The sequence below is a fragment of the Thermoactinomyces mirandus genome (genome assembly GCF_013868055.1).
GTDB classification, from domain to species: Bacteria; Bacillota; Bacilli; order Thermoactinomycetales; family Thermoactinomycetaceae; genus Thermoactinomyces; species Thermoactinomyces mirandus.
The window spans coordinates 1-24,902 of record NZ_JACEOL010000076.1; the positions used below are offsets into that span (position 1 = coordinate 1).

23 protein-coding genes are annotated in these 24,902 nt (G+C 43.5%); 12 read left to right on the forward strand and 11 right to left on the reverse strand.

The window, feature by feature from the left end; all coding sequences use genetic code 11:
* Positions 1-1,042 precede the first annotated feature (1,042 nt).
* The 5 genes from H2C83_RS16710 to H2C83_RS16730 are packed head-to-tail and all read left to right on the forward strand — an operon-like array spanning position 1,043 to position 5,047.
* Complete coding sequence (locus H2C83_RS16710) at positions 1,043-1,420, forward strand: hypothetical protein (protein ID WP_181742319.1); 378 nt, start codon at positions 1,043-1,045, stop codon at positions 1,418-1,420.
* A 57-nt stretch (positions 1,421-1,477) separates the two neighbouring features.
* Entirely contained in the window at positions 1,478-2,311 is an 834-nt protein-coding gene (locus tag H2C83_RS16715; RefSeq protein ID WP_181742320.1) for an electron transfer flavoprotein subunit beta/FixA family protein, read from the forward strand.
* Between the two features lie 21 nt (positions 2,312-2,332).
* On the forward strand, positions 2,333-3,397 hold the full coding sequence (locus H2C83_RS16720; protein WP_181742321.1) for an electron transfer flavoprotein subunit alpha/FixB family protein: 1,065 nt from the start codon (positions 2,333-2,335) through the stop codon (positions 3,395-3,397).
* Positions 3,398-3,455: 58 nt separating this feature from the next.
* Positions 3,456-4,766, forward strand: a complete 1,311-nt coding sequence (locus H2C83_RS16725; protein WP_181742322.1) for an FAD-dependent oxidoreductase — start codon at positions 3,456-3,458, stop codon at positions 4,764-4,766.
* Positions 4,763-5,047: a ferredoxin family protein gene (locus H2C83_RS16730; protein ID WP_181742323.1), complete on the forward strand. Its 285-nt coding sequence runs from the start codon at positions 4,763-4,765 to the stop codon at positions 5,045-5,047. The genes H2C83_RS16725 and H2C83_RS16730 overlap by 4 nt, the downstream gene beginning before the upstream one ends.
* A 222-nt stretch (positions 5,048-5,269) precedes the next feature.
* On the opposite strand, the gene H2C83_RS16735 is transcribed toward H2C83_RS16730, so the two are convergent.
* From H2C83_RS16735 to H2C83_RS16780, 10 genes are all read right to left on the reverse strand, one after another.
* Positions 5,270-6,484, reverse strand: a complete 1,215-nt coding sequence (locus tag H2C83_RS16735) for an anaerobic glycerol-3-phosphate dehydrogenase subunit C (RefSeq protein WP_181742324.1) — start codon at positions 6,482-6,484, stop codon at positions 5,270-5,272.
* Positions 6,477-7,598: an FAD-binding protein gene (locus H2C83_RS16740; protein WP_181742325.1), complete on the reverse strand. Its 1,122-nt coding sequence runs from the start codon at positions 7,596-7,598 to the stop codon at positions 6,477-6,479. The genes H2C83_RS16735 and H2C83_RS16740 overlap by 8 nt, the downstream gene beginning before the upstream one ends.
* Positions 7,591-9,210, reverse strand: a complete 1,620-nt coding sequence (gene glpA / locus H2C83_RS16745; protein ID WP_181742326.1) for an anaerobic glycerol-3-phosphate dehydrogenase subunit GlpA — start codon at positions 9,208-9,210, stop codon at positions 7,591-7,593. Before glpA ends, H2C83_RS16740 begins: the two co-directional genes overlap by 8 nt.
* A gap of 85 nt (positions 9,211-9,295) precedes the next feature.
* Entirely contained in the window at positions 9,296-10,954 is a 1,659-nt protein-coding gene (locus H2C83_RS16750) for a glycerol-3-phosphate dehydrogenase/oxidase (protein WP_220184243.1), read from the reverse strand.
* Between the two features lie 96 nt (positions 10,955-11,050).
* The gene (glpK, locus tag H2C83_RS16755) at positions 11,051-12,559 is read right to left on the reverse strand and encodes a glycerol kinase GlpK (protein WP_181742327.1); all 1,509 of its coding nucleotides are present in this window, start codon (positions 12,557-12,559) and stop codon (positions 11,051-11,053) included.
* Between the two features lie 22 nt (positions 12,560-12,581).
* Complete coding sequence (locus tag H2C83_RS16760) at positions 12,582-13,292, reverse strand: MIP/aquaporin family protein (RefSeq protein WP_181742328.1); 711 nt, start codon at positions 13,290-13,292, stop codon at positions 12,582-12,584.
* Positions 13,293-13,494: 202 nt separating this feature from the next.
* A complete protein-coding gene (locus H2C83_RS16765; RefSeq protein WP_181742329.1) occupies positions 13,495-14,052 on the reverse strand; it encodes a glycerol-3-phosphate responsive antiterminator in 558 nt (185 codons plus the stop codon).
* A gap of 138 nt (positions 14,053-14,190) precedes the next feature.
* On the reverse strand, positions 14,191-15,273 hold the full coding sequence (locus H2C83_RS16770; protein WP_181742330.1) for a DUF871 domain-containing protein: 1,083 nt from the start codon (positions 15,271-15,273) through the stop codon (positions 14,191-14,193).
* Between the two features lies 1 nt (position 15,274).
* Complete coding sequence (locus H2C83_RS16775) at positions 15,275-15,595, reverse strand: PTS lactose/cellobiose transporter subunit IIA (RefSeq protein ID WP_376766376.1); 321 nt, start codon at positions 15,593-15,595, stop codon at positions 15,275-15,277.
* Complete coding sequence (locus H2C83_RS16780) at positions 15,595-15,894, reverse strand: PTS sugar transporter subunit IIB (RefSeq protein ID WP_181742332.1); 300 nt, start codon at positions 15,892-15,894, stop codon at positions 15,595-15,597. Before H2C83_RS16780 ends, H2C83_RS16775 begins: the two co-directional genes overlap by 1 nt.
* 269 nt (positions 15,895-16,163) lie before the next feature.
* Here H2C83_RS16780 and H2C83_RS16785 point away from each other — a divergent pair, with 269 nt between their 5' ends.
* The 7 genes from H2C83_RS16785 (at position 16,164) to H2C83_RS16810 (ending at position 24,354) form a co-directional block, all read left to right on the forward strand.
* Entirely contained in the window at positions 16,164-17,441 is a 1,278-nt protein-coding gene (locus H2C83_RS16785) for a PTS sugar transporter subunit IIC (protein ID WP_181742333.1), read from the forward strand.
* A 237-nt stretch (positions 17,442-17,678) separates the two neighbouring features.
* Positions 17,679-20,492 carry a sigma-54-dependent transcriptional regulator gene (locus tag H2C83_RS16790; protein ID WP_181742334.1) on the forward strand — a complete coding sequence of 938 codons (2,814 nt, stop codon included), beginning with the start codon at positions 17,679-17,681 and terminating at the stop codon, positions 20,490-20,492.
* 389 nt (positions 20,493-20,881) lie between these two features.
* Positions 20,882-21,304 carry a PTS sugar transporter subunit IIA gene (locus H2C83_RS17510; protein ID WP_220184244.1) on the forward strand — a complete coding sequence of 141 codons (423 nt, stop codon included), beginning with the start codon at positions 20,882-20,884 and terminating at the stop codon, positions 21,302-21,304.
* Position 21,305: 1 nt separating this feature from the next.
* Positions 21,306-21,794, forward strand: a complete 489-nt coding sequence (locus H2C83_RS17515) for a mannose/fructose/sorbose PTS transporter subunit IIB (RefSeq protein ID WP_312853951.1) — start codon at positions 21,306-21,308, stop codon at positions 21,792-21,794.
* A gap of 339 nt (positions 21,795-22,133) precedes the next feature.
* A complete protein-coding gene (locus H2C83_RS16800; protein WP_376766377.1) occupies positions 22,134-22,949 on the forward strand; it encodes a PTS mannose/fructose/sorbose transporter subunit IIC in 816 nt (271 codons plus the stop codon).
* An 18-nt stretch (positions 22,950-22,967) separates the two neighbouring features.
* Entirely contained in the window at positions 22,968-23,819 is an 852-nt protein-coding gene (locus H2C83_RS16805; protein ID WP_181742336.1) for a PTS mannose transporter subunit IID, read from the forward strand.
* Between the two features lie 79 nt (positions 23,820-23,898).
* On the forward strand, positions 23,899-24,354 hold the full coding sequence (locus H2C83_RS16810) for a DUF986 family protein (RefSeq protein WP_181742337.1): 456 nt from the start codon (positions 23,899-23,901) through the stop codon (positions 24,352-24,354).
* Positions 24,355-24,426: 72 nt separating this feature from the next.
* Here the strand turns inward: H2C83_RS16810 and H2C83_RS16815 are convergent, their stop codons facing one another.
* The gene (locus tag H2C83_RS16815; RefSeq protein WP_181742338.1) at positions 24,427-24,870 is read right to left on the reverse strand and encodes an OsmC family protein; all 444 of its coding nucleotides are present in this window, start codon (positions 24,868-24,870) and stop codon (positions 24,427-24,429) included.
* Between the last annotated feature and the right edge of the window lie 32 nt (positions 24,871-24,902).

Consider the following 24,902-nt stretch of genomic DNA (forward strand, 5'->3'; position numbering starts at 1 on the left):
GGATCAAACTCTCCAATAAAAATTGTTCCTGGTGCTTTCAGCACTAAAAACAACTTATCCACTATGTGGATAAGGTTTGATTGCTCAACAAGAATTAACGAGTCACGTCTTCACTCTTCAGTTTTCAAGGAACACTTTGTTTTGTTTGTCACTTTCTCGCAGCAATAATTATAATAATATCACAATACAAGTTTGTTGTCAACAAAAAAATCAGGATTCCACCAAATAATTGAAAACAATGGTTCTTTGCCGTTTATATGTGGTAATGATCCATTTCAAATAATCATGTTAAGGCAGACTGACGAATATTTGTTTAACAGTTAAAGCAAATGAAATAATTTTTCACGCTTAACCGAAACAGAACACGACCATAAAAATATGCGAAGGAACAGATTGGGATCTATATAAATAAGAGTGGCTTTTTTAAATCAGGATTCCAGACATAGAAATACAAAAATTCCGTTCTATTGATTCCGGTTGGACGGAAATGATTTATGAACCAGGTTTGGCAATAGTTTCGCCCGCTTTGTAATTATGGTATAATTATTGAGACCTTGGTTTCGCATTTTCTATATTTTACTAATCTCACCTGATTTAGCAGGTGAAGTATATCCTGTAATAAAAATAGTTTTATAAAAACTATAAATCGCCTTAATGTGTAACCAACTACAGTCTTTACATTCTTTGAAACATGTCTAATAATGGAGAATGAGCAAATTTTGCTTACCAGTCCTCAAAAAAGTTTCTTTTTCATTGGAGCACAAATTCATGATCAATTTCTCACAATATACTCTTTCATGAATTTGTGCTGATTTCCTTTAAGACAAGGGTTTCTAGTTTTTGCCAATCGGCTGAATAACAGAAGTTTTCCGATGATATCACATGTTCCGGGAAACAGGGATATTCAGATTCCGTCTATGGTTTTTTCATTCTCACCAGACACCCGAACAGGAGCAACCATAGATCTGGAGGTCAAACAATTCTTCAGGCTTGACTTAAAATCTGATGGGTAACACAAAACCACTCAATTGGAGGGAAATCAATGCCAGATGCCCCCCCCTTCAAGGACTTCTATGATAAGTCAGTCGTAACCGTCGGAGAGAATGACCAGGCAGCACTGAGGAAATGGAACCATGAAAAAGGAGGTGCGAGTGAGGCTTTTACGCATTGGCTGATTGCTTTGGTCTGGATTGAAGATGACGGAAATTCAGGTTGGAAAGTATTTGTTTATCCCGTAAGTGAAGACAAACCGTTCTGGCACTCATCACCATTTTATGAAACCCGTTCTCTTTATCCGATTGACATGGCTTTGAAATTATCCAAAATATTGGAAGCCCATTCACGAAGGGATTTGCTTACAGCATGTTCATTTGACAAGGAATTTGAACAATTAACCGGAGTGCAAACCAGTTATTCGTGAAAATTTGAGTAAATGGGTATCCCAAAATTTATTTACTCTCTAAATGGAGGTTGCCACATGTTGCATATTGTTGTCTGCATCAAACAAGTTCCTGACAGCAGAGAGATTCGCATTGACCCGGTCACGAATACGCTAATTCGGCAAGGGGTCCCCAGTATCGTCAATTTTTATGATCTGCATGGCCTGGAGGAAGCTCTGCGCATTAAAGATAACATCGGCGCCAGAGTGACAGTGGTAACGATGGGACCGCCTCCAGCCATTAAAGCCCTCAAAGAATGTATTGCGCTTGGAGCCGACGAAGCGATTCTTGTAACAGACCGTAAGTTCGCCGGAGCAGATACGCTTGCAACTTCCTATGTGCTGGCGAAAACAATTGAAAAAGTTGAAGAAAAATGGGGCAAAGTGGACCTCGTCTTTTGCGGAAAACAAACTCTTGACGGGGATACCGGCCAAGTCGGACCAGGTATAGCCTGCCGGTTGGATCTGGAGCAGTTAACCTATGTTGGGAAAGTTGCAAAAGTTGACTCCGAAGCACGCAAAATCACTGTTCACAGATATCTGGAAGATGGAACTGAAGTTGTTGAAACGTCGATGCCAGCTCTGATTACGGCACTGAAAGAATTGAATGAAGTTCGCAGAGCATCGCTTCCAGGAATGATCCGGGCTGCCAGATATGAGCCAATCACCTGGACAATCGCTGATTTTGAGAATGTTGACATGAGCAAAATCGGCCTTAAAGGCTCCCCCACAGTCGTCGGCAAAACCTGGGTGCCGGAAGTCAGAAAGATTGAAGGGGAAATCATCAAAGGTGATACACCTGAACAAATTGCTGAGCAGCTGACACAAAAACTGGCGGAAAATAACTTGGCAGAAAAACTAGGCTGGGTCTGATCAAAGGAGGCGAACGAACTTATGTCTAGTCAACAAAAGAAAGACCAGATGCCTGACTGGTCTGATTACCGTGGAATTCTTGTCTTTGTGGAACAACGGGATGGAGTCGCCAAAAACGTTTCTTGGCAATTGCTTGGAATAGGCAAAAAACTTGCCGACAAATTGGATACTGCACTTATGGCTCTTGTTATCGGTGACAATGTGGAACATTTGGCCAATGAAGCCATCTATCATGGTGCTGACAAGGTATACTTGTGTGAAGGACCTGAACTGAAAGATTACCGTACCCAACCATACAGCCGCATTACCCTGAAACTGATCGAAGATGCCAAACCTGAAATTTGCCTGTTTGGCGCTACCGGAACCGGTCGGGACCTGGCTGGCGCCATTGCAACACACGTACCGACCGGCCTGACAGCCGATACAACTCAGTTGGATGTAGAACCGTCGCCATCAAGGCTGTTAATGGCAAGCCGTCCTGCTTTTGGCGAAAAACTGATGGCTACCATCTTGTGTAAAAATCACCGTCCACAAATGGCTACTGCCCGGGCTGGAGTATTTGAAGCCCTGCCACGTGATCCGGAACGCAAAGGAGAAATTATCCGTATTGAAAATCCGATTAAAAACGAAGATATTGCTACCAAAGTGCTTGACTTTATCGAAAAGAAAAATGAAGTCAACCTGGAGGAAGCAGAAGTGATTGTTGCCGGAGGAAGAGGATTGGGTGCTCCGGAAGGCTTCAAACTGTTAAAAGAACTGGCCGATGAACTGGGTGGTGAAGTAGGAGCCAGCCGTCCCTGCGTCGATGCCGGTTGGATTACACATGAACATCAGGTGGGGCAAACGGGACACACCGTAAGACCCAAACTTTATTTTGCAATCGGTATCTCTGGTGCCGTTCAGCATACCGTGGGTATGGCTGATTCTGACGTAATTGTGGCAATCAACAAGGACCCGGATGCTCCTATTTTCCAGTTTGCCCATTATGGCATTGTAGGAGATTTGTTTAAAATCGTACCCAATATTACAGCACAGGTAAAAAAAAGAAAAGCGGAAAAATCGGACCCGACTGTAATTAAAGCATAGCATCCCAGAAAAAAACATCGATTTTAATCAATCACTGCTTAAGAAGGAGCGATGTACAGTGAGTGAAAAATTTGATGCCGTTGTAGTAGGTGCGGGTCCGGGAGGAACTGCGGCCGCCCTGACGATGGCTAGAGCCGGATTAAACGTGGTTCTTTTGGAACGCGGTGAATTTCCGGGTGCAAAGAATGTTTTCGGGGGTGTTCTTTACCGCAAGCAGCTGGAAGAGCTCGTACCTGAATTCTGGAAAGAACGCAAATTCCCGATGGAACGGAATATTGTTGAACAACGGTACTGGATGTTGGGAAAAGAATCCATGGTGACCTTCAGCCATCGCAATGAGGCATATAAAGATCCGATCAACTGTTTTACTGCATTCAGGGTAAAATTTGACCAATGGTTTGCTGACAAAGCGGTAGAAGCTGGAGCGCTGCCGATCTATGAAACTGCTGCAATCGATCTGCTCCGGGAAGGAAACCGTGTGGTTGGTGTCAAAACTGACCGCGAAGATGGTGACCTTTATGCTGATGTAGTGGTTATTGCCGACGGCGTTAACTCCCTGTTGGGCAAATCCCTGGGTGTTCACAAAGAATGGCGTCCTGATGAAGTAGCTCTCGCCGTTAAAGAAGTGATCGCCCTTCCCAAGGAAAAAATTCAGGACCGCTTCAATGTGGATCAAGACGAAGGAGTCACCATTGAATATATGGGTGAAGTTACGCAAGGAATGGCCGGAATGGGTTTTTTGTACACCAACAAGGATACGATTTCCCTGGGCGTCGGGGTCATGGTTAACGATCTCAAGAAAAAGAAAATCAAGCCTTATGCCATTCTCGACGCTGTCAAACAGCATCCGATGATCCGCAAGCTGATTGAAGGCGGAGAAAGAGCGGAATACTCGGCTCACCTGATTCCTGAGGGCGGCTATTATTCCATCCCGCCACTTTCTGGAGACGGCTGGTGTATCGTTGGAGATGCCGCGCAATTGATCAACTTTGTTCACCGGGAAGGAACCAACCTGGCGATGGCTTCCGGACGAATGGCAGGAGAAGCCATTATCGAAGCCAAAAACAGTGGAGATTTTTCCGCTCAAACATTGAAGCTTTACGATGAAACCTTAAGAAATTCTTACATCCTGAAAGACTTGAAAAAATACAAAGGCCTGCACAAACTGTTGGAAGAAGAAGATCCCGAAATGCTGTTCACCCAACTTCCGAAAGCAGTCAACGAAGCAGCTTACAATATGTTCAACGTTGACGGAGTACCGAAAGCTGAAAAACAAAAAATGGCAGTGCGTAAAATTCAGGAAGCGGCCGGTGGATCATTAAATCTGATGAAACTCGGCTATAAGGGATGGAGGTCAATAAACGGATGAGTGAAGCCATTACCGACAGATTATTTACGATTCGGTTTAAGTGTGATAATGTGTCTCACTTGACGATCAAAGACCAGGACGCATGTCTCAAATGCACGACCAAAGAATGCAATTTCTTCTGCCCTGCAGATGTATACGAGTGGGATGGAAAACGGAAAGTGACCACGGTTGCCTATGAAAACTGTGTGGAATGCGGGACATGTAGAATTGCCTGCCCGAAAGAAAACATCGAATGGGTATACCCCAAAGGTGGTTATGGCATCTCATACAAAATGGGATAAACGTAAAACTGATTGACAGCCTTGGGGCCTTCCCAACAGGATCGCCTTCATGATCTCTTTATTTAAAAAACAAACATTCCAACCTGTATCAAGGGTAGGAATGTTTGTTTTTTACTCTATTCGAGCAAAAAAACCCAAGATAATTCCATATTGAAGGAAAAGTTCTGTATGCCTACCCGGGTTCTTCTATGATAATAAAGTCAGTTTCCAACAAATTGTTTTTCATCTGTTTTGTGCTTTTTCATAGGCTTCGGATAATATTTGCATTGGGTGTTTTACTTCTTTGTCTGTTAGTTGATGCATTGAGTTTTTGCACATTCCACATTCTGTTACGATGTAATCTGCGCCTGTTTCCTCAACTGCTTCAACCATTTGTTTTCCAATAGCTATGGATACCTCATACTTTTCCTTCTTAAAGCCGAATGTACCGCATTGTCCGCAACAGCCTGCAGCTGCATCACTGATTTCATAGCCCGGAATCAGTCCCAATACATCCAGCGCCGGGGTTCCTATTCCTTGGGATTTCATATGACAAGGTGCATAATACCCCGCTTTTACATTCATTTGCCCGAAATGGGTGTTAAGTTCTCCCTCTTCATATAACATTCTTAAATACTCGTCTGCATCATAAACATGTTCAGCCAATTCATTAGCCTCTTCTGATTGTAAAAATGAAACATACTCCTTTTTCAATGCCATTGTACAGCTTGTACATGTAAGAACAACATCATAGCCCTGACGCGTGTACTGCAACAGATTGTTCACATTATCGTTAGCATTCTTTAATCCCTTCTTCATTCTTCCGTTAGAAAACATAGGAACACCACAGCATTTTTGCTTAGGCTTCGCAACCTCAATTCCATTATATTCCATGACATTCACAAAGGATTTTGCTACCTCCGGAGCGTTATATGTCGCATAGCATCCCACAAAATAAGCTACTTTCCGGTGTGTATTTGCAGTAGTTTTATTGTAAACCCTATTAAAATTATTAAATCTGTATTCAGGAAATATACGTTCAGCTGGAATTCCCATAACTCCTTCCATTACTTTTCGAACAGGTTTCATTTTCATGGCCATATTTGCCAGAGGGGCAAAAGTTGAAGCCACTTTCCCGACTAATTCTGCATTGCTTAAAATGAGATCACGAAATTTTGAGCCCCCAAGTTCACTGTGGGAAGCCTTGGCAAAAGCTGTTAAAGTCGAAACATTGACATTTTCAGGGCAAGCCATATCACAGTTTCCGCAAAGTGTGCAAAACTCAATTCGAGAGTCATCGATAAATTCCTGATTTTCAATTAATCTTTTCAACTCAGGTCCTAAATGCTTCGGACCTCCGAAATCCAGCGTTACATTGGAAACAGGACAACTTACCACGCATGCATTACATTTCAGGCACGAATCAAAAGAAATTTCCGGACAGGCTAAATCATGCATGTTTATCCTCCTTTGCAAGCCGGTTCAGACGTGAATTGGCTTCATAGCTTGATAAAATGGAGAACATCCCTCCAGTAATTCCATAACGGGTAACTTTTGTCCCTTGGCTCGCCCCGACTGGGAACACGTTGTGAGGGCAATTTGTGTACTGCCCGAATTCATCCACTTCTAACCCGAGAACCCGGTCCTTTAAACCGGCAGATGTTACCTCCACCCCCCCGCCAAGGATCCCGCCGGAAGCAATAATATAATTCAAACCGGAGATTTCTGTCGTTCTGTTAGTTGTTTTTATCTTTAATGATTTCACCAGATTTTCTTCAACATGGCATCCCAGAACTTGTGTATCCATGTAAAAGCGGACACCAAGTCGAATTGCTCCTTTTTTTAACGCTTCATAAAAACGAACTGCCGATGCATTTGGAGGCATCCCTGGAGCTTCTGTAACAGCAGCGTCCAGTGATTCTTCAAATTCCCTGACTATGGATTTCCACCTGTTAACTCCTAAAGCTGCCGGAAACACAATCAACCGGGGATGACTTATATTCTGTTTTGTCATTTCATTCCTCATTTGTCCAATTACATTTAAACGAGCTTCTTTCTGTTCCAAAACTCTTGCTGCATCAAGCTGTGTCATCGTTCTTGATGAATGTTTTTTCAAACGGACAGTTACAGCTTCAATATTCAACTTCGGCCGTTCCTTTTGAAGATTTTCTTTCACATAGACCGCTTTAAAATCGACAATTTCCTGAAATCCCGCAATTACAACATTACCCTCTTCAGGAACAGGCGTAATTGTTTCAGGATAGAGAGATGTCCATTTTACATATCCGGAACCAGTTACAATTGGCGCAGGTTTATTCAACTGACCGTGATATGGGTAACCTAAATTATTCATTAAAGTCTTGAATTTCTCTGATGCAGCTACTGCCGCCCGTTCCGCAGCCATGGTATTTTCCTTCTCACCCATTCCCGGGGAACCATCGATCAGACCAGTTGACTGAAGGATTTTCCCTGTTCCCTGAGAAACCAATGCAACATGATTTCCTCGTTCCTTTGCCCAGATTGCTGAAAGCAAACCAGTCAATCCTTGTCCTACCACCACAACATCATACATGCTGCTCTTCCTCCTCTCTCAGTCCAAGAGAAACTCGATAAATGGTTTCCATAAGTTGCAATTGCTTGGCTGTTTCACCAGTTGCTGCTACGCCTATCCCTTTCTTTCTTTCATTTATTGCATCACGCAATGCTTGATCCGCATGTTCCGAAGTGGTGACTCCTTTTTCTACAGCTATAGCTGCAACACGGTAATTACAAAAGGTACCCTGGCAAGGTCCCATCCCTAACCGGGTTCTGCAGCGAATATCACCTATATTAAAATGCCCCTCCTCTGGAATAACCGACTGAACTTCAGCCCAAGTAACTTGCTCACACTCACAAATCACAGCATTCGTTTCTTCTTTTTTTAATTCAGATTCAATTGCTTTTGCCCTGGGGCCAGCCCAGTTACGAAGTTTATGCTTAGCCGCAGGAGCCATTTCAACTTCTTTAAAGAACTCATTCGCTTCCCGATGAGGTACAATCTCTTCATGAGATGTACAAGGTACAGAGATCCCCAGTTTCTCGAGGGCTAAATCAACCGTAACTTCTGCCATATAACGGAAAGTAGTTAATTTCCCTCCTGTTATCGTAATAAAGCCTTCTACACCGTCCCTTTTCTGGTGGTCAAGTAATGCCAATCCCCTTGTGACATTTCTTCCAGTCGGGTCCGCATCCGCCGATTCTTGATATAAAGGCCGATTTCCGGAAAAAGCGCGAATGATTCGTAATTCATGAATGCTTGGAACGAGCATCATTCCTTCGGCAAGCATTCCTTCCATCTCCTGCCTGTCTAAAGAAGTATCGTCTGGATCATCTGTATTGATTCCTGTTGTCCCGAATAATGATACATTATGTCCCGGTACAAAGATTTCCGCATCTCCCGGTTTACGAAGCCTGAAAAGACCCTGTTTGTGGAAACGGCGGTTAAACACAACGAGCATTCCTTTGTTGTTAATCATTTGGAGAGGGATGCCTGCGAGTTCAGCCACTTTTCCTGCCCAAGGTCCTGCCGCATTGATGACCATATCTGCATATATTTCTGTTTCTTCCCCTGTATAATGATTACGAACTATGACCCCAGTAATTTTGTTTTGCTTTGTAATCATTCCTACTACCTTATGATAGGTTAATACCTTTGCTCCGCGAGAAACAGCATCACCCACCACATCGACCAGTGTCATAAACGGATCTATGGACCCATCAGGTGTTCTAAAAGCGGCTTCAATTTTTCTGTTTAAATATGGCTCCTCCTCTAATGCCTGACTTACCGGAATTTCCTCAATTGGAATCCCGATTTCCTTGTTGGCCTTCACCCATTGTTTCACATAATCGTCATCATCCTCTGGCACTTTTACATAGATTCCTCCCGTTTCTTCAATAACACCCGGGAGTATTTTCTTTAAAATAAGATTCTCCCGATAGGCTTCCTCGGCAGCATCTTTATCCTTTACAACATATCGGCTTCCAGAGTGCAGCAGTCCATGGTTTCGGGTAGAGGTACCATAACCCAAATCTTCTTGTTCAACTAAAACAGCTTTGATACCCCTTATCGCCAAATCACGCAGTACCCCGGTCCCTGTTACACCCCCACCAATGACAACTACTTGAGTTTCTATAATTTGTGCCATCGTATTCGCTCCTTCTTATAGAGTTTTTATCTAGAAAGCGGAATGAGAATTAAACATCGCTTAAAAACATTGAAACTCTATTTTATTAAAATGCCTTTGTCGCTATTTTTAACTCCCTGTCCAATTGGCCACGATAATTTTGTTCCTCTGCATCTGACCAATGAAGCTCATTTTTCATCATCCGGATCACTGGTTCTTTCCATTTGTGAACCCAATCAATATTAAATAACAGGCTGCCCGTCCTTCTTATAAAAAAATCGGCGGGAGTAGCGGTTAACTCTTGTAACATTCCGTATATAAGCATTCCATAAACCTCTGGAGCGAATTCATACTCTTTGATGATGTCTTTCCCTGCTTCGATATAAGAAAATACGATCTCGACGTTGCTTCCGTAAAGTCGGGCCAGCCTATTTGCGGCTTGATGGCTTAAACCAATTTTTTCTCCGGCTCTTGTCATGTTTTCACAATAAGCCGGCCAATTTTTTGATCCCCCGACATCCCCGCCTGAGATCCTGATTTTATCCGTACAGCACTCTTTAAAGCATTTTCCTTCCTCTTTATATAATTCTTTCACTACTAAACCAACCGTTTTTTCGGCCATTTTACGATAACCGGTCAGTTTGCCTCCTGCTATGGTAATCAGTCCCGAAGGTGAGCGGAAAATTTCGTCTTTCCTTGATATTTCAGAAGGGGATTTCCCTTCTTCATGAATGAGCGGCCGAACTCCGGCCCAACTTGATTCCACATCTTTTGCAGTCAGATGAATGCTCGGAAACATATAATTAGCTGCTCGCAACAAGTAATCACGGTCTTCCACTGTAATATGAGGAGTTCTCAAATCATCATGGAAATCGGTATCGGTCGTCCCGATATAAGCTTTTCCATCACGCGGAATGGCAAAAACCATCCGGCCATCCGGAGTGTCGAAATAGACAGCCTGCCGCAAGGGAAACCGGGACTGGTCAACAACGAGATGAACCCCTTTTGTCAAATGTAACGTTTTCCCTTTTTTGGAACCATCTTTTTCGCGTAATTCATCACACCAAGGACCGGTTGCATTTACAATCTTTTTGGCATACATTTCATAAATTTTGCCGTTTAATTGATCGACGACTTGAACCCCTGCCAATTTTCCATCCTGATGGATCAATTCTTCTGCTTTCATATAATTAAACGCATAAACTCCAAATTCGACTGCTTTTTTTAATACTTCCAACGTCAATCGGGCATCATCGGTTCGATATTCGACATAATAACCTGACCCTTTTAATCCTTCTTTACGCAAAAGAGGTTCTTTTTGTAACGTTTCTTCCCGATTTAACATTTGCCGACGTTCACTTTTTTTCACTCCGGCCAGATGATCATACAACCAAATTCCTAATGAGCTGGATAACATCCCGAAAGTCCCACCTTTAACGACAGGAAGCAACATCCATTCCGGAGTTGTTACATGAGGGCCATTTTCATAAACAATCGCACGTTCTTTTCCCACTTCCGCTACCAGACCCACCTCAAACTGTTTCAGATACCGAAGTCCTCCATGAACCAACTTTGTCGAACGACCTGAAGTTCCCGCCCCAAAATCCTGCATTTCGATCAATACGGTTTTCAGTCCCCGCGACTGCGCGTCAAGCGCAATACCGGCTCCGGTAATACCTCCACCGATCACCAGAAGGTCGATCTCCTGGGAAAGGGCATTTCCCAAATGTTTCTCCCGTTGATGAATCGAAAATCTTTCACTCAAAAATATCGTCCTCCTTTAGCAAAAAAACAGCCATAAATCCCCCTATGCTAATAAATGCAAGGAGTTTCATGGCTGTTCTCCAAATCTCATCCATTATTAACTTGTTTTATTTTCGTTTACCTTAAAAGCGCGAGTTGCTTCAACAGCTTTTCTCCAACCATTATAACAGCGAGTGCGGGTTTTGTCATCCATCTGCACCTGGAAAGTGCGATCAATGGCCCAATTCGCTTCAATTTCCTTTTTATCTTTCCAGAAACCGACGGCAAGACCGGCAAGGTATGCTGCACCCAGAGCAGTAGTTTCAAGAGTAACCGGGCGTTCTACAGGAACATTCAAAAGATCGCTTTGAAATTGCATCAGGAAATTATTTGCTGTTGCTCCTCCGTCAACCCGCAATTTTTTCAGTTGGATATGCGAATCTTCTTCCATCACGGTTAGCACATCTTTGGTTTGATAAGCTAAAGATTCCAACATAGCCCGAACAATATGAGACCTGGTAGTACCCAGGGTCAAACCAAATATGGCCCCCCGTGCATCCGGATCCCAATACGGCGTTCCCAATCCCACAAATGCTGGAACGATATAAACACCATTCGTAGTGCCTATCTCATTAGCCAATGTTTCACTATCACTTACATGCTGTATCAATTTTACTTTATCACGTAACCATTTAATGGCCGAACCGGCTACAAATACACTTCCTTCCAGGGCATACTCCACTTTTCCATCCAGACCCCAAGCGATCGTAGTCAACAGCCCATGCTCGGATCTGACGGCTTTTTCACCAGTATTCATCAGCATAAAACAACCCGTGCCATAGGTATTTTTGGCCATACCCTGTTCAAAACACGCCTGACCAAACAAAGCGGCCTGCTGATCTCCGGCAATTCCTGAAATCGGCACTTCTTCTCCAAAAAATATGGATTTATCGGTAACGGTATACACTTCTGATGAAGGACAAACTTCCGGCAACATGCGTTCCGGCACATCCAAAATGGATAATAGCTCTTTATCCCATTTTAAATCATGAATATTATACATCAGGGTTCGCGATGCGTTAGAATAGTCAGTGATATGTTTTTTGCCGCCTGACAGTTTCCAAACCAGCCATGTATCAATCGTGCCAAACAGCAAATCTCCTCTTTCCGCTTTTTCACGAGCCCCTTCTACATGATCCAAAATCCATTTTACTTTTGTGCCGGAGAAATAAGGATCAATAAGAAGGCCTGTTTTTGCCCGAAATGTATCATTGTACCCCTTTTGCCTTAATTCCTCACAGATCTCAGCCGTTTGCCGGGATTGCCAGACAATCGCAGGGTATACAGGCTGTCCCGTATTTTTATCCCAGACGACAGTCGTTTCCCGTTGATTGGTAATGCCAATGGCCGCAATCTCTGATACTTCGACTGACTTTAACACGCTGGAAATAACAAATTGCACCGAATCCCAAATTTCCATTGCGTCGTGTTCCACCCAGCCTGCTTTGGGGAAAAACTGTTGATACTCTTGTTGGGCAACGTCAACAATCTGACCTTGACGATTAAACAAAATAGCGCGTGAACTGGTTGTTCCCTGATCAATAGCCATGACATACTTTTTCGCCATTTTTAACCACCTCTTTCAATCGTTAAAAAATGATGATATATGCCCATGCCGCCAAGATACCACCCATTACGGGACCAACAATTGGAATCCATGAATAACCCCATCCGGAATTGCCCTTGCCAGGTATCGGCAAAATGAAATGTGCAAGCCGGGGTCCGAAATCACGAGCCGGATTGATCGCATATCCGGTGGTTCCTCCCAATGAAAGACCAATTGCAACAATTAAAAACCCAACAATCAAGGTTTGCAATCCATCGGCAAATTTCATACCTTCTCCACCAAGTGCCAGAATGATAAAGACCAAACAAAATGTACCAACCACTTCACTAATCAAATTAAAAAAGTTATTTGGAACAGCAGGCATAGTAGAAAATACTCTTAATTTTGCAATTTGATCTTCAGTTCCTTTCCAATGCGGGTAATAGTGAAGCCATACAATAACCGCTCCCAGAAAAGCGCCAATTACCTGTGCCAAAATATAGGAAGGAACCATGCCCCAGGCAAACCTGCCTGCTGCGGCAAGACCAATGGTCAAAGCAGGATTTAAATGGGCACCGCTTACATTTCCCACAGCATAGGCCGCCAACATAACAGCGAAACCCCACCCAAACGCTATGACAATCCAGCCAGACTGATGCGATAATGTTTTCTTCAAATTAACCCCTGCAACAACGCCACCACCAAAAATAATCATAATCATCGTACCTACTAATTCAGCTACAAATGGCGTCATAGGAACTCCCCTTTTCAATTCGGCTTTGGATTAGGAACAATGACCTACAAAAAAAGAACCACAAATGACCTTTTTCTATTCTTTCAATAGAAAAAAGGAAAATGTGATTCTCCCAATCTCAACACATTGATTAACTTGTCGCGGATGTAAACGCTATCATTTTTATTATAAAGTAATGTTTTATAAAATGCAATTGTTTTCTTTATAACTTCTTTTCCAAGACTTTTTTGCTTGAGGTTGTAACTGCAACTGCCCCTGCTTCTAAGGCTTCCTTGGCTTCTTTTGTGGTTCGAATCAGTCCACCCGCAAGGATGGGAATTCTGGTTTTTTCTGATACTTCTTTTATAATATGAGGAATAACGCCAGGTAACACCTCAATATAATCAGGCTCAAAGGAATGAAAAAGTCGATAACTTGTATTTAACGCGTGCGTATCCAGCAGGAAAATACGCTGTATGGCAATCAATGACCGCTTCTTGGCCGTGCTCACCACAGAGGTACGGGTTGAAATCAGACCTGCAGGTTTAATATTTTGGCAGAGATATTCAGCACCGTGTTCATCACTTCGCAAACCCTGAATCAAATCTACATGGAGCAGCACCTTTTTCCGATGACGCTTGGCCAGCTTCATCAAAGAAAAAAGTTGTACAATATGACAATCCAGCAGGATAATATATTCATAATTCGTCTCCATCAGTCTTTCAAATTCCTTGATATTGCTTGCAGCCGGCAAAATTCGCTGGTTGTTGAAATGTTTCATCTCCATTCCCTCTACCCTTTCTCTCTGTCTTTATTTAACTGCGATTTCTGCCAATATCGTTTTCAAAACCCTCATCATGGTTCATCTTTGCAGTACCATGTCCTCCTTTTCTATAAGCGGAATACTTCCTTTCTCCCCCTATTGCTCAAAACGAAACCGGCTCCACGGCTTCAAATATTCCAACAGAAATAGTTCTTCTTCCAAAATGCGGCCGACAACATTGGTCTTGCCCCGGTTTTCCATCGGCTTTAAGGCAATTTGCAATTCCCCTTTATACTGGCCATAGTGTTCATTATCGATCAGGATATCTCCGCGGCGAATCGGCCTGGTATGACGGAGAGCAAATGATTCCTCCCTATATTTGACACGGCTCAAGGTGGAACGGATCATGTAGTCAGATACATCCCCGCGGTAACAATGGGGTTCTTCCAAAACAATTTTTTTTTCCAGGGGAGAGATTTCTTTGGCCAATTCGACCCGAAAGGCAAGAACTTCCGGAGTCAGTCGGCTCAGTTTGGCCAGTTCCTCTTCAGAAGCATAAGCATTGCCGATTAAAACATCATCAATCCAACCGGTAGCAAAAAGATGTTTGGCCTGAATTTCGACCGGCAAGTCACGGTGCATTTCCAATGTACACAGCCCCTCCATCACTGGCCACGGGCCAATGGTTGCTGCTTGCGAACTGACAAAAGCGGCCGTTTTCAGTCCAAGTTCCTTAAAGGAAGAACTTGTTTTGGCAAAATGGTCATAAGAAAGTCCTGTATAACGATGGGGATAAAAATTGTGACAGGCTGTCAATTGCTGCTTGTTGGGCTGATAGCTCAAAATGTTTTCAACATGTTTTGTTCCCAGGCTCATGTTGAGCTCAATTTTCAAGCCATAGGGATTGAAGGTCATCATTGCCTCTTCCATGCCGGTAAAACCCAAATCAAGCCGGATTCCGGCCACCCCCCACTGATGAAACAGGGACAGGTCCGTCGGAGAAAGTTTGAGGGCAGAAAAAACACGCGGGGCAACATCAACAATTACTTCCAACCCCAACTTGTTCGCAAAAGAGATGATGCTTTTCAGCTGGCCCATTTGCTCCGGATTTTCATGATCCAGCGACAACAGGCAGGTAAATACCCGCTGAAATCCATAGCTGGCAACCAGTTCCAAATAAGCCTGATCTTTTTTGGCCGGAAAACATCCGGGATAAATGGAAATCCCCAATCGATTCAAGTTATTCGCCACCTTTAAGCTTTAACTTTTTGATCATACGGATCATCCGTTCAATCAGTTTTTGCTCGCTCATAGCTGTCATTAAATGATCTTGTGCATGGATGAGCAATAAGGTTTTGTCAGGCAGATTGCCGTTTAATTCTGCCTGGATTAATTGAGTTTGCAGCTGATGGGCTTTTCCAAGTTCCTCCTCCGCCTGCCTGATTAATTTCTCGGCACGGTCAAAAGCAAAACCTTCTGCGGCATCCAGGGCTTCATATGCAAATCCGCGTGCATTTCCGGAATGCAATATGATTTTAAAAATTTCTTGTTCCAATTCCATCATAACTCCTTTTTAAGGATCTCCAAAACCTTATTTGCCCCCAAAGGTGTATATCCTGTTGCAGGAATGAGATGCACGGGTTTTTTTAACCGTTTGCCGATTGCAAGGAGCGATGCGTACCGATGCCTGATTTGAGGAGCGATTAGCGCCAAATCCGAGTGCGGAAGTTCATCTTCCAATTCGTGAGCGCCGATTGCTTTCAGCTCCAGATCCATGCCCTGTTTTTCAGCCTCCAGCCGAATCGCTTTTAACAAAATGGCACTCGACATGCCGACGGAGCACACAATTAATACTCTCACACATATTCCTCCTTTTATAGTTAATCCAAATCTATCCACTAATTTCCAGTTCAATTTTTTGAAAATCAATTACTTCGGCATTTAAAAAGATGGGACTTTTCATGATGTCCCTGGATCATGGTCACAGGATCATTGACGAAAGGTTCTCTTGCCCTGTTTTGTGAACAAGTTCTGATTATTTTTGGAAAAATTTCAATTTTAAGATAACATGGTGATATAATATTTGTAAATACTTTTATTCTTTTTATTGGTTCCCAAGGAGGTTGGACATGGAACGGTTTTTAAACTGGATTGAAATCGGTTGGATGCCTCCGATGGCTAAACTGGCCGAATTCCGTCATTTGCGGGCTATTCGTGACGGGATCATTGCAACACTCCCCCTGATTATCGTTGGCTGTTTCTTTTTAATCATCGCCTTTCCTCCGGTCTCATCACTGGAAGCCATGGTAAAACCTCACGTTCAGGACATTTTGATCCCTTACCGGCTTACTTTGGGCTTGATGGCTTTGTATGCGGCATTTGGAATGGGACACAGTCTGGCACGTTCCTGCCGGTTGGATGGTATTACCGGTGGCCTGTTAAGCGCTGCTACCTTTATTATGGCAACTCTGCCTGTTAACCTGGATGACCGGCTTTCCAAGGATGAAGCCCTGGGCTGGTTACTCCCGCTCGGCAATATGGGCGGATCCGGATTGTTTATGTCCATCATTGCCATGCTGGTCGCCGTAGAAAGCATGCGGTTCTTTAAAAAATCCGGATTCACCATCAAAATGCCTGAATCTGTCCCCGCTTCTGTATCCCGTTCATTTGAGGCTTTGGTACCTGCAGCGGTCATCGTCCTCATGATGTGGACCATTCGCATCTGGCTCAACATCGACTTGCACGAAATTTTACAGGCCATCTTCCGGCCCTTGGGCACATTTGCCGGAAACACATTTCTTGGTGCCCTGATTCCCGTCATTTTCATCATGCTTCTGTGGAGTACCGGCATACACGGAGTTGCGGTCATAGGAACTGTCTTTCAGCCTGTCTGGTTCGCACTCCTGGATGAAAATGCGGCAGCCCAGGCAGCCGGGCAGCCTTTACCCAACATGATTGTGGAACCCTTTTTCCAATGGTTCGTGTGGATTGGCGGTTCAGGAACAACCATTGCGCTCTGTGTACTGATGCTGTTTTCCAAATCCTCTTATTTGAAACAGGTAGGGCGCTTCTCCATTGTTCCGGGCATCTTCAATATTAATGAACCAGTCATTTTTGGTGTTCCGATTGTGATGAACCCTTTACTGTTTATTCCGGCTGTATTGGCGCCTGTTCTATGTACGATCACTGCCTATCTGGCCTTCTCCCTGGATTGGATCAACCGCATTTCCATCTTTGCCCCTTGGACTCTGCCGGCGCCGATTGGTGCCTATATGGCCACGGGAGGCGACTGGCATGCCATCATCCTTGTATTTATCAATATCCTGTTGTCGGGACTCATTTATTACCCGTTTTTTAAAGTTTATGAAAAGAAAATGTTGGCGGAAGAAGCCAATTCATCAGGATAAAAATTTTTTAACCAAAATTCCTTTCAGTTCAATGGACAACTGGAGGTTAATTGCAAATCAGGATAAGTTTTGAACCTGTGAAAAACGACAAAATCCTTTTTTATCCTTTTCTTCTACATTTTAGTTACAAAACAACGCTTTCGCACCATCCACAAGCACAGTAGTGATAAAATAGGAAAGGGAAGCCAGACTCAGCAGTTCATTGCATTCCCGATTTAAAGGTGGGGTTGAATCGATATGAAACGGATCGAACGTATATATCAGTATCTAGAAGAAAAGGCCGGTGCATTGAGCAAGGAGCAATTATTGGAGATGGAAGGCTTTTCAGCAAGTGATCTGGCCAGCGGACTGGGGATGCTGCGCAACAATGTCAGCCTTGAACTCAATAATCTCGTGCGGGAGGGACGGGTGGTCAAAATTAAAAAGCGTCCTGTCCTGTATATTCCCCGTGATGTGATTAAAGAGTTTTTCGGGAATATTGTTGACAGGACCATCCTGGAAATCCCCTCTTTGAAAGCCTTGTACGAGGCAAAGGAAAAGTCTTCGATCCGTCTGGATGAAAATCCTTTCAACCTGCTGATTGGCGCAGAGGGAAGTTTGAAAAAACTGGTAGCCCAGGCGAAAGCGGCGGTTGTTTATCCGCCAAACGGACTTCATACGCTGATCCTGGGACCAACCGGTTCAGGCAAAACCCTGTTTGCCCATATGATGCACGAATACGCAAAGTATGTGGGAAAAATGGATGAGAAGTCTCCTTTCATTGTTTTCAACTGTGCCGATTATTGCAATAACCCCCAACTGCTTTTGTCACAACTGTTCGGTCATGTCAAGGGAGCCTTTACCGGAGCAGTCAACCCCAAACAAGGGCTTGTCGAAAAAGCGGATGGAGGAATTCTGTTTCTGGATGAGGTTCACCGTTTACCTCCTGAAGGCCAGGAAATGATCTTTTATTTCATGGACACCGGGCGATTCAACAAATTGGGGGAAATCGAACGGAATCACCAGTCAAATGTCCTGATTATCGCAGCCACAACCGAAGATCCCTCCTCTTCCCTGCTGCATACGTTTTTGCGTCGGATTCCGATTACGATCACCATGCCTTCTTTTCACGGGAGAAAAGTGGAAGAGAAGGTGGAACTTTGCATGTATCTGCTGGCGCAGGAAGCCAAGCGGATCAATAAAGAACTCCGGGTTCACTCTGACGTGATCAAGGCGTTAATCGGGAGTGCCACTTTTGGCAACGTAGGTCAGCTCAAATCCAATATTCAGCTTGTTTGTGCACAAGGCTTCCTTGACAGTATGGAGCAACCGTATATCAATTTGTCCGGAAAAATGCTCCCCACAGAAATCAAGGAAGGTTTAACAAGAGTTTCCAGAAACGTCAGGGAAAATGAAGAAATCACGAAACTGGTTAATACGGTAACCGTGATTACCGGTGAAGGCAGCAGGGAACTGATCGAAGATGATGTATACGATTTGCCGTTTGACATGTATAAAATCATTGAAGACAAAGCACGCCTTCTCAAAGAAGAAGGAGTATCTGCTGAAGAAATCAACAAATTTGTGGAAACGGATATCAAAATCCACATCAAGAGCTTTTACCAGCAGGTATCCAAATATCACAACACGGAGTTAGCCAGGCTGGTCAGCAAGCAGGTTCTTGATCTGGCCGAAGAACTGCGTTCCTTTGCCGAGAGTATGTTAAACCGGACTTTTAACGATAAATTTATTTATTTTATCAGTCTTCACATTGATGGTTTCCTGAAAGGGAAAAATCCGGATAACAGAAATGCACCGCCAGTCCATGAAGAACTTGTAGACGAGACGGAAATAGAGTATCAGGTCGCGTTTAAAATGAAGGAAATCATTGAGGAAAGGCTCAACATTTCACTGCCAGATTTTGAAACGATGTATTTGGCCATGCTGCTTGTTTCGGCAAATGAGCTGAATCAAAAAGGAAAAGTTGGAATTGTTGTAGCGACCCATGGTGAAAGTACGGCCAGTTCCATGGTTGAGGTCGCCAGGGAGTTGCTTGGCGACTACAATATGTTGGCTGTGGATATGCCGCTGGACGTCAGCTTTCAGGATATTTTGGATGATATCGTTGCTGCGGTCCGTAAAGTTGACCGTGATGAAGGGGTTCTTCTGCTTGTGGATATGGGTTCATTGTATTATTTTGAAGAACAGATCTATGAAGAATCAGGCATCCCGGTAAAAGCAATTGACATGGTTTCAATGCCCATGCTGCTCGATGCCGTACGCCGGGCCAATTTTTTGGATATGGATCTGAACGGGATTTACCAGTCGGTTCGAAGACCATATCTGCAAGGAGAAAAGGAAGTTGCCAGAAAACCGAAAGAGCCGGGAAAACCCAAAGCGATCCTGACGATCTGTTCCTCCGGTCAGGGAACGGCTGTAAAACTGGAAGAAATGATTAAGCGATTTATTGATGATATTACAGAGGAAGCGATTACAATTATTCCGCTTTCGACGGTCGGATTGAATGCGGAAGTGGAAAGGGTTTGCAAAATTTATGATATTATCGCCACTGTCGGGGTAAAAAAAACCCAGCTGGATACCCCTTTCATTTCCCTCGAAAGGTTTATTGAAGGTGAAGGTCAGGAAATGATTGAACAGATTATCAGGAACAGGCACATGACCGTTAAAAAAAGCCAATCAGATGTAATCATTCGCGCTTTGTGTGAGGATACGCTCAAATCCCTGCTTGTTTATCTCAATCCTTTCCGGGCCATTTCCGCATTGCTCAAGTTTTGTGACCAACTGGAAAAGTGCTTGCACGTTCATTTTAAAAATACGACGTCCATTCGAATTATTGTGCACACCGCTTTTGCGTTGGAACGTGCGATTATCGGGGATGAACTTCTGTATAAAGGGGAACCGTCAGAAGAAGCCACCTGTCTTTTGCAAAAAGTGAAAGAGGCTGCCGACGCGATGATAAAAGACCTGAATGTTTCCTTATCTGATAATGAATTGTGGTATTTGGTTGACCTTCTGTTGGATGAATTTGGCGATAAGATTTTAGAAGGATAATACCCGGATAATTTGTCTCCGGAAATAACACGTAACAGAACAAATAGTGTATTATTTTAGCAGAACAAAAAAGAAAAGTGTATCAAATAGCAGATTGAATCATTTTGTGTATCAAAAGTGCCGGCTTTTCATGTTGGCACTTTCTTTTTTGGCAAAAAGTGTATCAGGATGATTAACAATGCCGAAAGACGGAGGAACCCTCCGCAAAAAAATTTTTATCAGGGCCAGCTGTTGACAAAACGGCGTCCCATCAGGCTTTTGCGGTTTTTGCCACAGAAAACCCACTCTTAAAAAGCTTGATTTTTTTGTTTGATTTTCTGTTTGGCACGATTATTGCTTAATTAAAGTGTGGGGGTTGGGAGTTAAAAAAAAGAGAAGGAGATTGGTAAATGATTGCACTCGTTGTAGCTACTCACGGTGAATTTTCAAAGGAAATCGTCAAATCTGCTGAAATGATTCTTGGCGACCAGGAAAATGTCATCGCTGTTACATTCAAGCCCGGGGAAGGCTTGGATGGTCTCACAGAAAAATACCAAAAAGCCCTGAAAGAACTTGACACAGATGATGGCGTCCTTTTTCTCGTTGACCTGTTTGTGGGCAGCCCGTTCAATGCAGCCGCCAACCTGATTGCAGCAGAGAAACACATGGATGTCGTCACAGGAGTCAATCTCCCCATGCTGATCGAGTGCTTTGACCAGCGCGGCAGAAGTGATCTTGAAACGCTTGTCGAAGCGATATCCCGATCAGCCATGGAAGGTGTCAAGTCTTTAAAGAAAACACTTCAAGCCAATAAAGTAGAGGAGGAATTGTAAAGTGATCATTGCCCTGGCAAGGATCGATGACCGTCTCATCCACGGACAGGTCGCAACAGTATGGACAAAGGAAACCAAAGTAAGCCGGATTATTGTTGTCAGTGATGAAGTAGCAAAGGATCCCGTTCGAAAAACGCTGTTAACACAGGTAACGCCTCCGGGAGTAAAAGCCAGTGTTGTCAGCTGCAACAAAGCTGTTCGTGTGTACAACAATCCCAAGTATGCACAGGATCGTGTCATGCTCCTGTTTACGAATCCGACAGATGTGGAACGCGTTATTGACGGCGGTATTGACATCAAGAGTGTAAACATTGGCGGAATGTCCTATAAAGAAGGAAAAACACAAATTACCAATGCCGTATCTGTTGACAAGAAGGATATTGAAGCATTCAACAAACTCCACAAACGGGGAATTGAACTGGAAATTCGCAAAGTGATTGCAGATCCCAAAGTGGATATCATGCCGTTGTTGAAAAAGCTTGAGAATTAATCCTTGCTGCCAAGTCATCAATAAATTTGGTTTGGGACAACGGATTGTTCTTCCATAAACGATAAAAGCTTTTTATCGACCTTTTTTATGTGGTTTTGATCAATGCCGCATTCGGTCAAAACCCGTGATGTTCCAACATAGCGAGCCCGTTTTTAACGGGCCCCATCGAGGCTGACCGGAATTTATTCCGATAACTTTCAAGGCCTTGTTCAGTTCATTTCAGCATAAGCCTTTTTGGACTTATCCGAAATTCACCTGAGCACTGATCAATTTGAAAGTGTGACAAACCACAGGATTCAAAACTTACTATACGAGGAGGGAAAATTCATGGATCTCTCTATGGTTCAAATTGTACTTGTTTTCATTGTTGCGTGTATAGCTGGCATGGGATCGATCCTTGATGAATTTCAAACCCACAGACCCCTGATTGCCTGTACACTGATCGGTTTGGTTTTGGGAGATTTGAAAACAGGGATCATTATCGGCGGCACGCTGGAAATGATCGCTCTCGGCTGGATGAACATCGGTGCGGCAGTCGCTCCCGATGCCGCTTTAGTTTCAATTATCTCGACCATTCTTGTTATTGCCGGGGACCAAAGCATTGGCGCCGGTATCGCTCTGGCAATCCCGCTTGCTGCCGCGGGACAGGTATTAACCATTCTTGTCCGTACCATTACTGTCGGTATGCAGCATGGAGCAGACAGTGCAGCGAAAAAAGGAAACCTGCGGATAATGGACTGGCTTCATATCGGGTCATTGCTCCTGCAAGCCATGCGCATTGCCATTCCTGCCCTGATCGTAGCTCTTACAGTCGGAACATCAACGGTCAAAAACCTTCTGGATGCCATTCCTGATGTTGTCACAGGGGGTTTGAATGTCGCTGGTGGAATGATTGTCGTCGTTGGTTATGCCATGGTGATTAACATGATGCGTGCGGGATATCTGATGCCATTTTTCTTCCTGGGCTTTGTTGTCGCCGCATTTACGGAATTTAACCTTGTCGCTCTGGGTGTGATTGGTTTGGTTGCAGCACTTCTCTTTATCCAATTACACCCGAAATACAACAAACAGTATAACCAGCCTGCGTATGCTTCTGCATCTCCATCCGCGGGCGGATCAGACCTGGATGATGATCTGGACGATGAACTGGATTAAGCAAAGGGGGTTTGAATAATGAGTGCAAAAGAAATGACCACAGGTCAAAAAAAATTGACAAAACGCGATCTGTTTTGGGTTTTTATCAGATCAAATCTGTTCCAAGGCTCATGGAACTTTGAACGGATGCAAGCATTGGGTTATGCCTTTTCCATGACACCGGCAATTAGAAGGTTATATCCTGAAGGCAGTGAAGAACGAAAACAGGCCATGAAACGCCATAATGAATTTTTCAATACCCATCCTTACATGGCTGCCCCCATTTTGGGCACAACCCTGGCCATGGAAGAAGAACGGGCCAATGGCACTGACATTGATGATGCAGCCATCAACGGGATTAAAGTAGGACTTATGGGACCGCTCGCCGGTGTAGGTGACCCCATTTTCTGGGGAACCGTCCGTCCTGTTTTTGCTGCACTGGGCGCCTCGCTTGCTTTAACGGGAAGCATTTTAGGGCCGCTGTTGTTCTTTGTCCTGTTTAATGCCGCTCGTCTTGGCATCAGATGGTGGGGCGTTTATTACGGATATAAAAAAGGTTCCGATATTGTATCGGATATGAAAGGGAATGTTCTGCAAAAACTAACAGAAGGTGCCTCCATTCTTGGGCTGTTTGTCATGGGAGCACTGGTCAATAAATGGACAACAGTAAATATACCGGTTGTGATTTCCAAGATTGAAAATCCTGAAACAGGTAAAGTGGATGTAACGACTATTCAGACTGTCCTGGATCAGCTTATGCCCGGAATCGTCCCGTTGGGATTGACATTCCTCTGCATGTGGCTGTTGCGTAAACGGGTCAATCCCCTTGTCATTATTCTCGGTTTCTTTGTCGTAGGTATTTTGGGTTATTGGGGAAATATCCTGAGATAATGGAACGAAAAAACAATGGGAATCGGCAGCAATATGGCGATTCCCATTGTCAACATGAATGATATGGAGGATCAAAGCCATGTCCATTACTAGCATTGTCTTATTGATCTTTATTGTCCTGATCGCAGGGTATTTAATCTATGAATCAACAATTATTCCTTTCCTGAAGGGGAAAACAAGGCTTGTCATCCTTTTGCGAAAACGTCTGCTTGGCGATCAACTCATTTTTGCCGGATTGCTGATTATTTTGTACATTTCCAATTACGTGCGTGGTGTAAAAGGATGGGACAATTACCTGTTGCTCGTTTTAACTGTTCTGTTTATCTTTTATGTCTTTATCCGTTCACCAAAGGCACATTTCAAAGACAAAGGGTTCTTTTATGGGCTTTTCTACACGGAGTATGACAAAATAAAAGATATGAGATTGTCCGAAGACGGAGTATTGGTGATCGATACGGATCGCCGCCGTCTGATGTTATTCGCAAGGCGCATTGAAGATTTGGAAAGCATTTTGAAACATCTCGTCGAACATTGATAAAAAACCCTTTCAGCCGGAAACTGAGAGGGTTTTTTATCAAGTCTTATATTTATTATTCTTGTTAAGTAACTATTTTTCTATAACAATATCATTCAATTTAAGATTTACCGGATTGGCAATGGTATCGCCTACAGGACAGGTATTTTCAATAAATGCAACAAATTCTTCCACTTTTTCCTTTGGCGCATCGGTTTTAATATGAATGTTATATCGAATATCGCTATATCCCCTCCGTACATCAGATTTATTCATAAATCCGTCTGTATCCAAATCCCCTTCAACTTCTACCCAGAAGTCATCAAATTGAATATTAAATTTTTTGGCATAAACACGGGCAACAATTGACTGGCAAGCACCAAGAGCACACAATACCAGTTCAACCGGATTCATGCCGGTATCTGTTCCGCCAAGGCCTTTTGGTTCATCAATGGTGATTTCAAATCCTCTGCTCTCCGCTTTTACCTGCATTCCCTCTTTCAAATGAGCCGTTGCTTTAAATAACGTTTTTGGCATAATGTATACATCTCCTTATATAAATAAACTAA

Bases quoted from the DNA above. Each gene is read 5' to 3' on its own strand.
- H2C83_RS16740 (WP_181742325.1), bottom strand. From the start codon at position 7,598: ATGTATGATGTTGTGGTGGTAGGACAAGGATTGACTGGTTTGCTTTCA.
- H2C83_RS16815 (WP_181742338.1), bottom strand. From the start codon at position 24,870: ATGCCAAAAACGTTATTTAAAGCAACGGCTCATTTGAAAGAGGGAATG.
- H2C83_RS16720 (WP_181742321.1), top strand. From the start codon at position 2,333: ATGTCTAGTCAACAAAAGAAAGACCAGATGCCTGACTGGTCTGATTAC.
- H2C83_RS16775 (WP_376766376.1), bottom strand. From the start codon at position 15,595: ATGGAATTGGAACAAGAAATTTTTAAAATCATATTGCATTCCGGAAAT.
- H2C83_RS16785 (WP_181742333.1), top strand. From the start codon at position 16,164: ATGGAACGGTTTTTAAACTGGATTGAAATCGGTTGGATGCCTCCGATG.
- glpK (WP_181742327.1), bottom strand. From the start codon at position 12,559: ATGGCGAAAAAGTATGTCATGGCTATTGATCAGGGAACAACCAGTTCA.
- H2C83_RS16765 (WP_181742329.1), bottom strand. From the start codon at position 14,052: ATGAAACATTTCAACAACCAGCGAATTTTGCCGGCTGCAAGCAATATC.
- H2C83_RS16710 (WP_181742319.1), top strand. From the start codon at position 1,043: ATGCCAGATGCCCCCCCCTTCAAGGACTTCTATGATAAGTCAGTCGTA.
- H2C83_RS16730 (WP_181742323.1), top strand. From the start codon at position 4,763: ATGAGTGAAGCCATTACCGACAGATTATTTACGATTCGGTTTAAGTGT.
- H2C83_RS16800 (WP_376766377.1), top strand. From the start codon at position 22,134: ATGGTTCAAATTGTACTTGTTTTCATTGTTGCGTGTATAGCTGGCATG.
- H2C83_RS16715 (WP_181742320.1), top strand. From the start codon at position 1,478: ATGTTGCATATTGTTGTCTGCATCAAACAAGTTCCTGACAGCAGAGAG.
- H2C83_RS16790 (WP_181742334.1), top strand. From the start codon at position 17,679: ATGAAACGGATCGAACGTATATATCAGTATCTAGAAGAAAAGGCCGGT.
- H2C83_RS16760 (WP_181742328.1), bottom strand. From the start codon at position 13,292: ATGACGCCATTTGTAGCTGAATTAGTAGGTACGATGATTATGATTATT.
- H2C83_RS17510 (WP_220184244.1), top strand. From the start codon at position 20,882: ATGATTGCACTCGTTGTAGCTACTCACGGTGAATTTTCAAAGGAAATC.
- H2C83_RS16810 (WP_181742337.1), top strand. From the start codon at position 23,899: ATGTCCATTACTAGCATTGTCTTATTGATCTTTATTGTCCTGATCGCA.
- H2C83_RS16805 (WP_181742336.1), top strand. From the start codon at position 22,968: ATGAGTGCAAAAGAAATGACCACAGGTCAAAAAAAATTGACAAAACGC.
- glpA (WP_181742326.1), bottom strand. From the start codon at position 9,210: ATGGCACAAATTATAGAAACTCAAGTAGTTGTCATTGGTGGGGGTGTA.
- H2C83_RS16735 (WP_181742324.1), bottom strand. From the start codon at position 6,484: ATGCATGATTTAGCCTGTCCGGAAATTTCTTTTGATTCGTGCCTGAAA.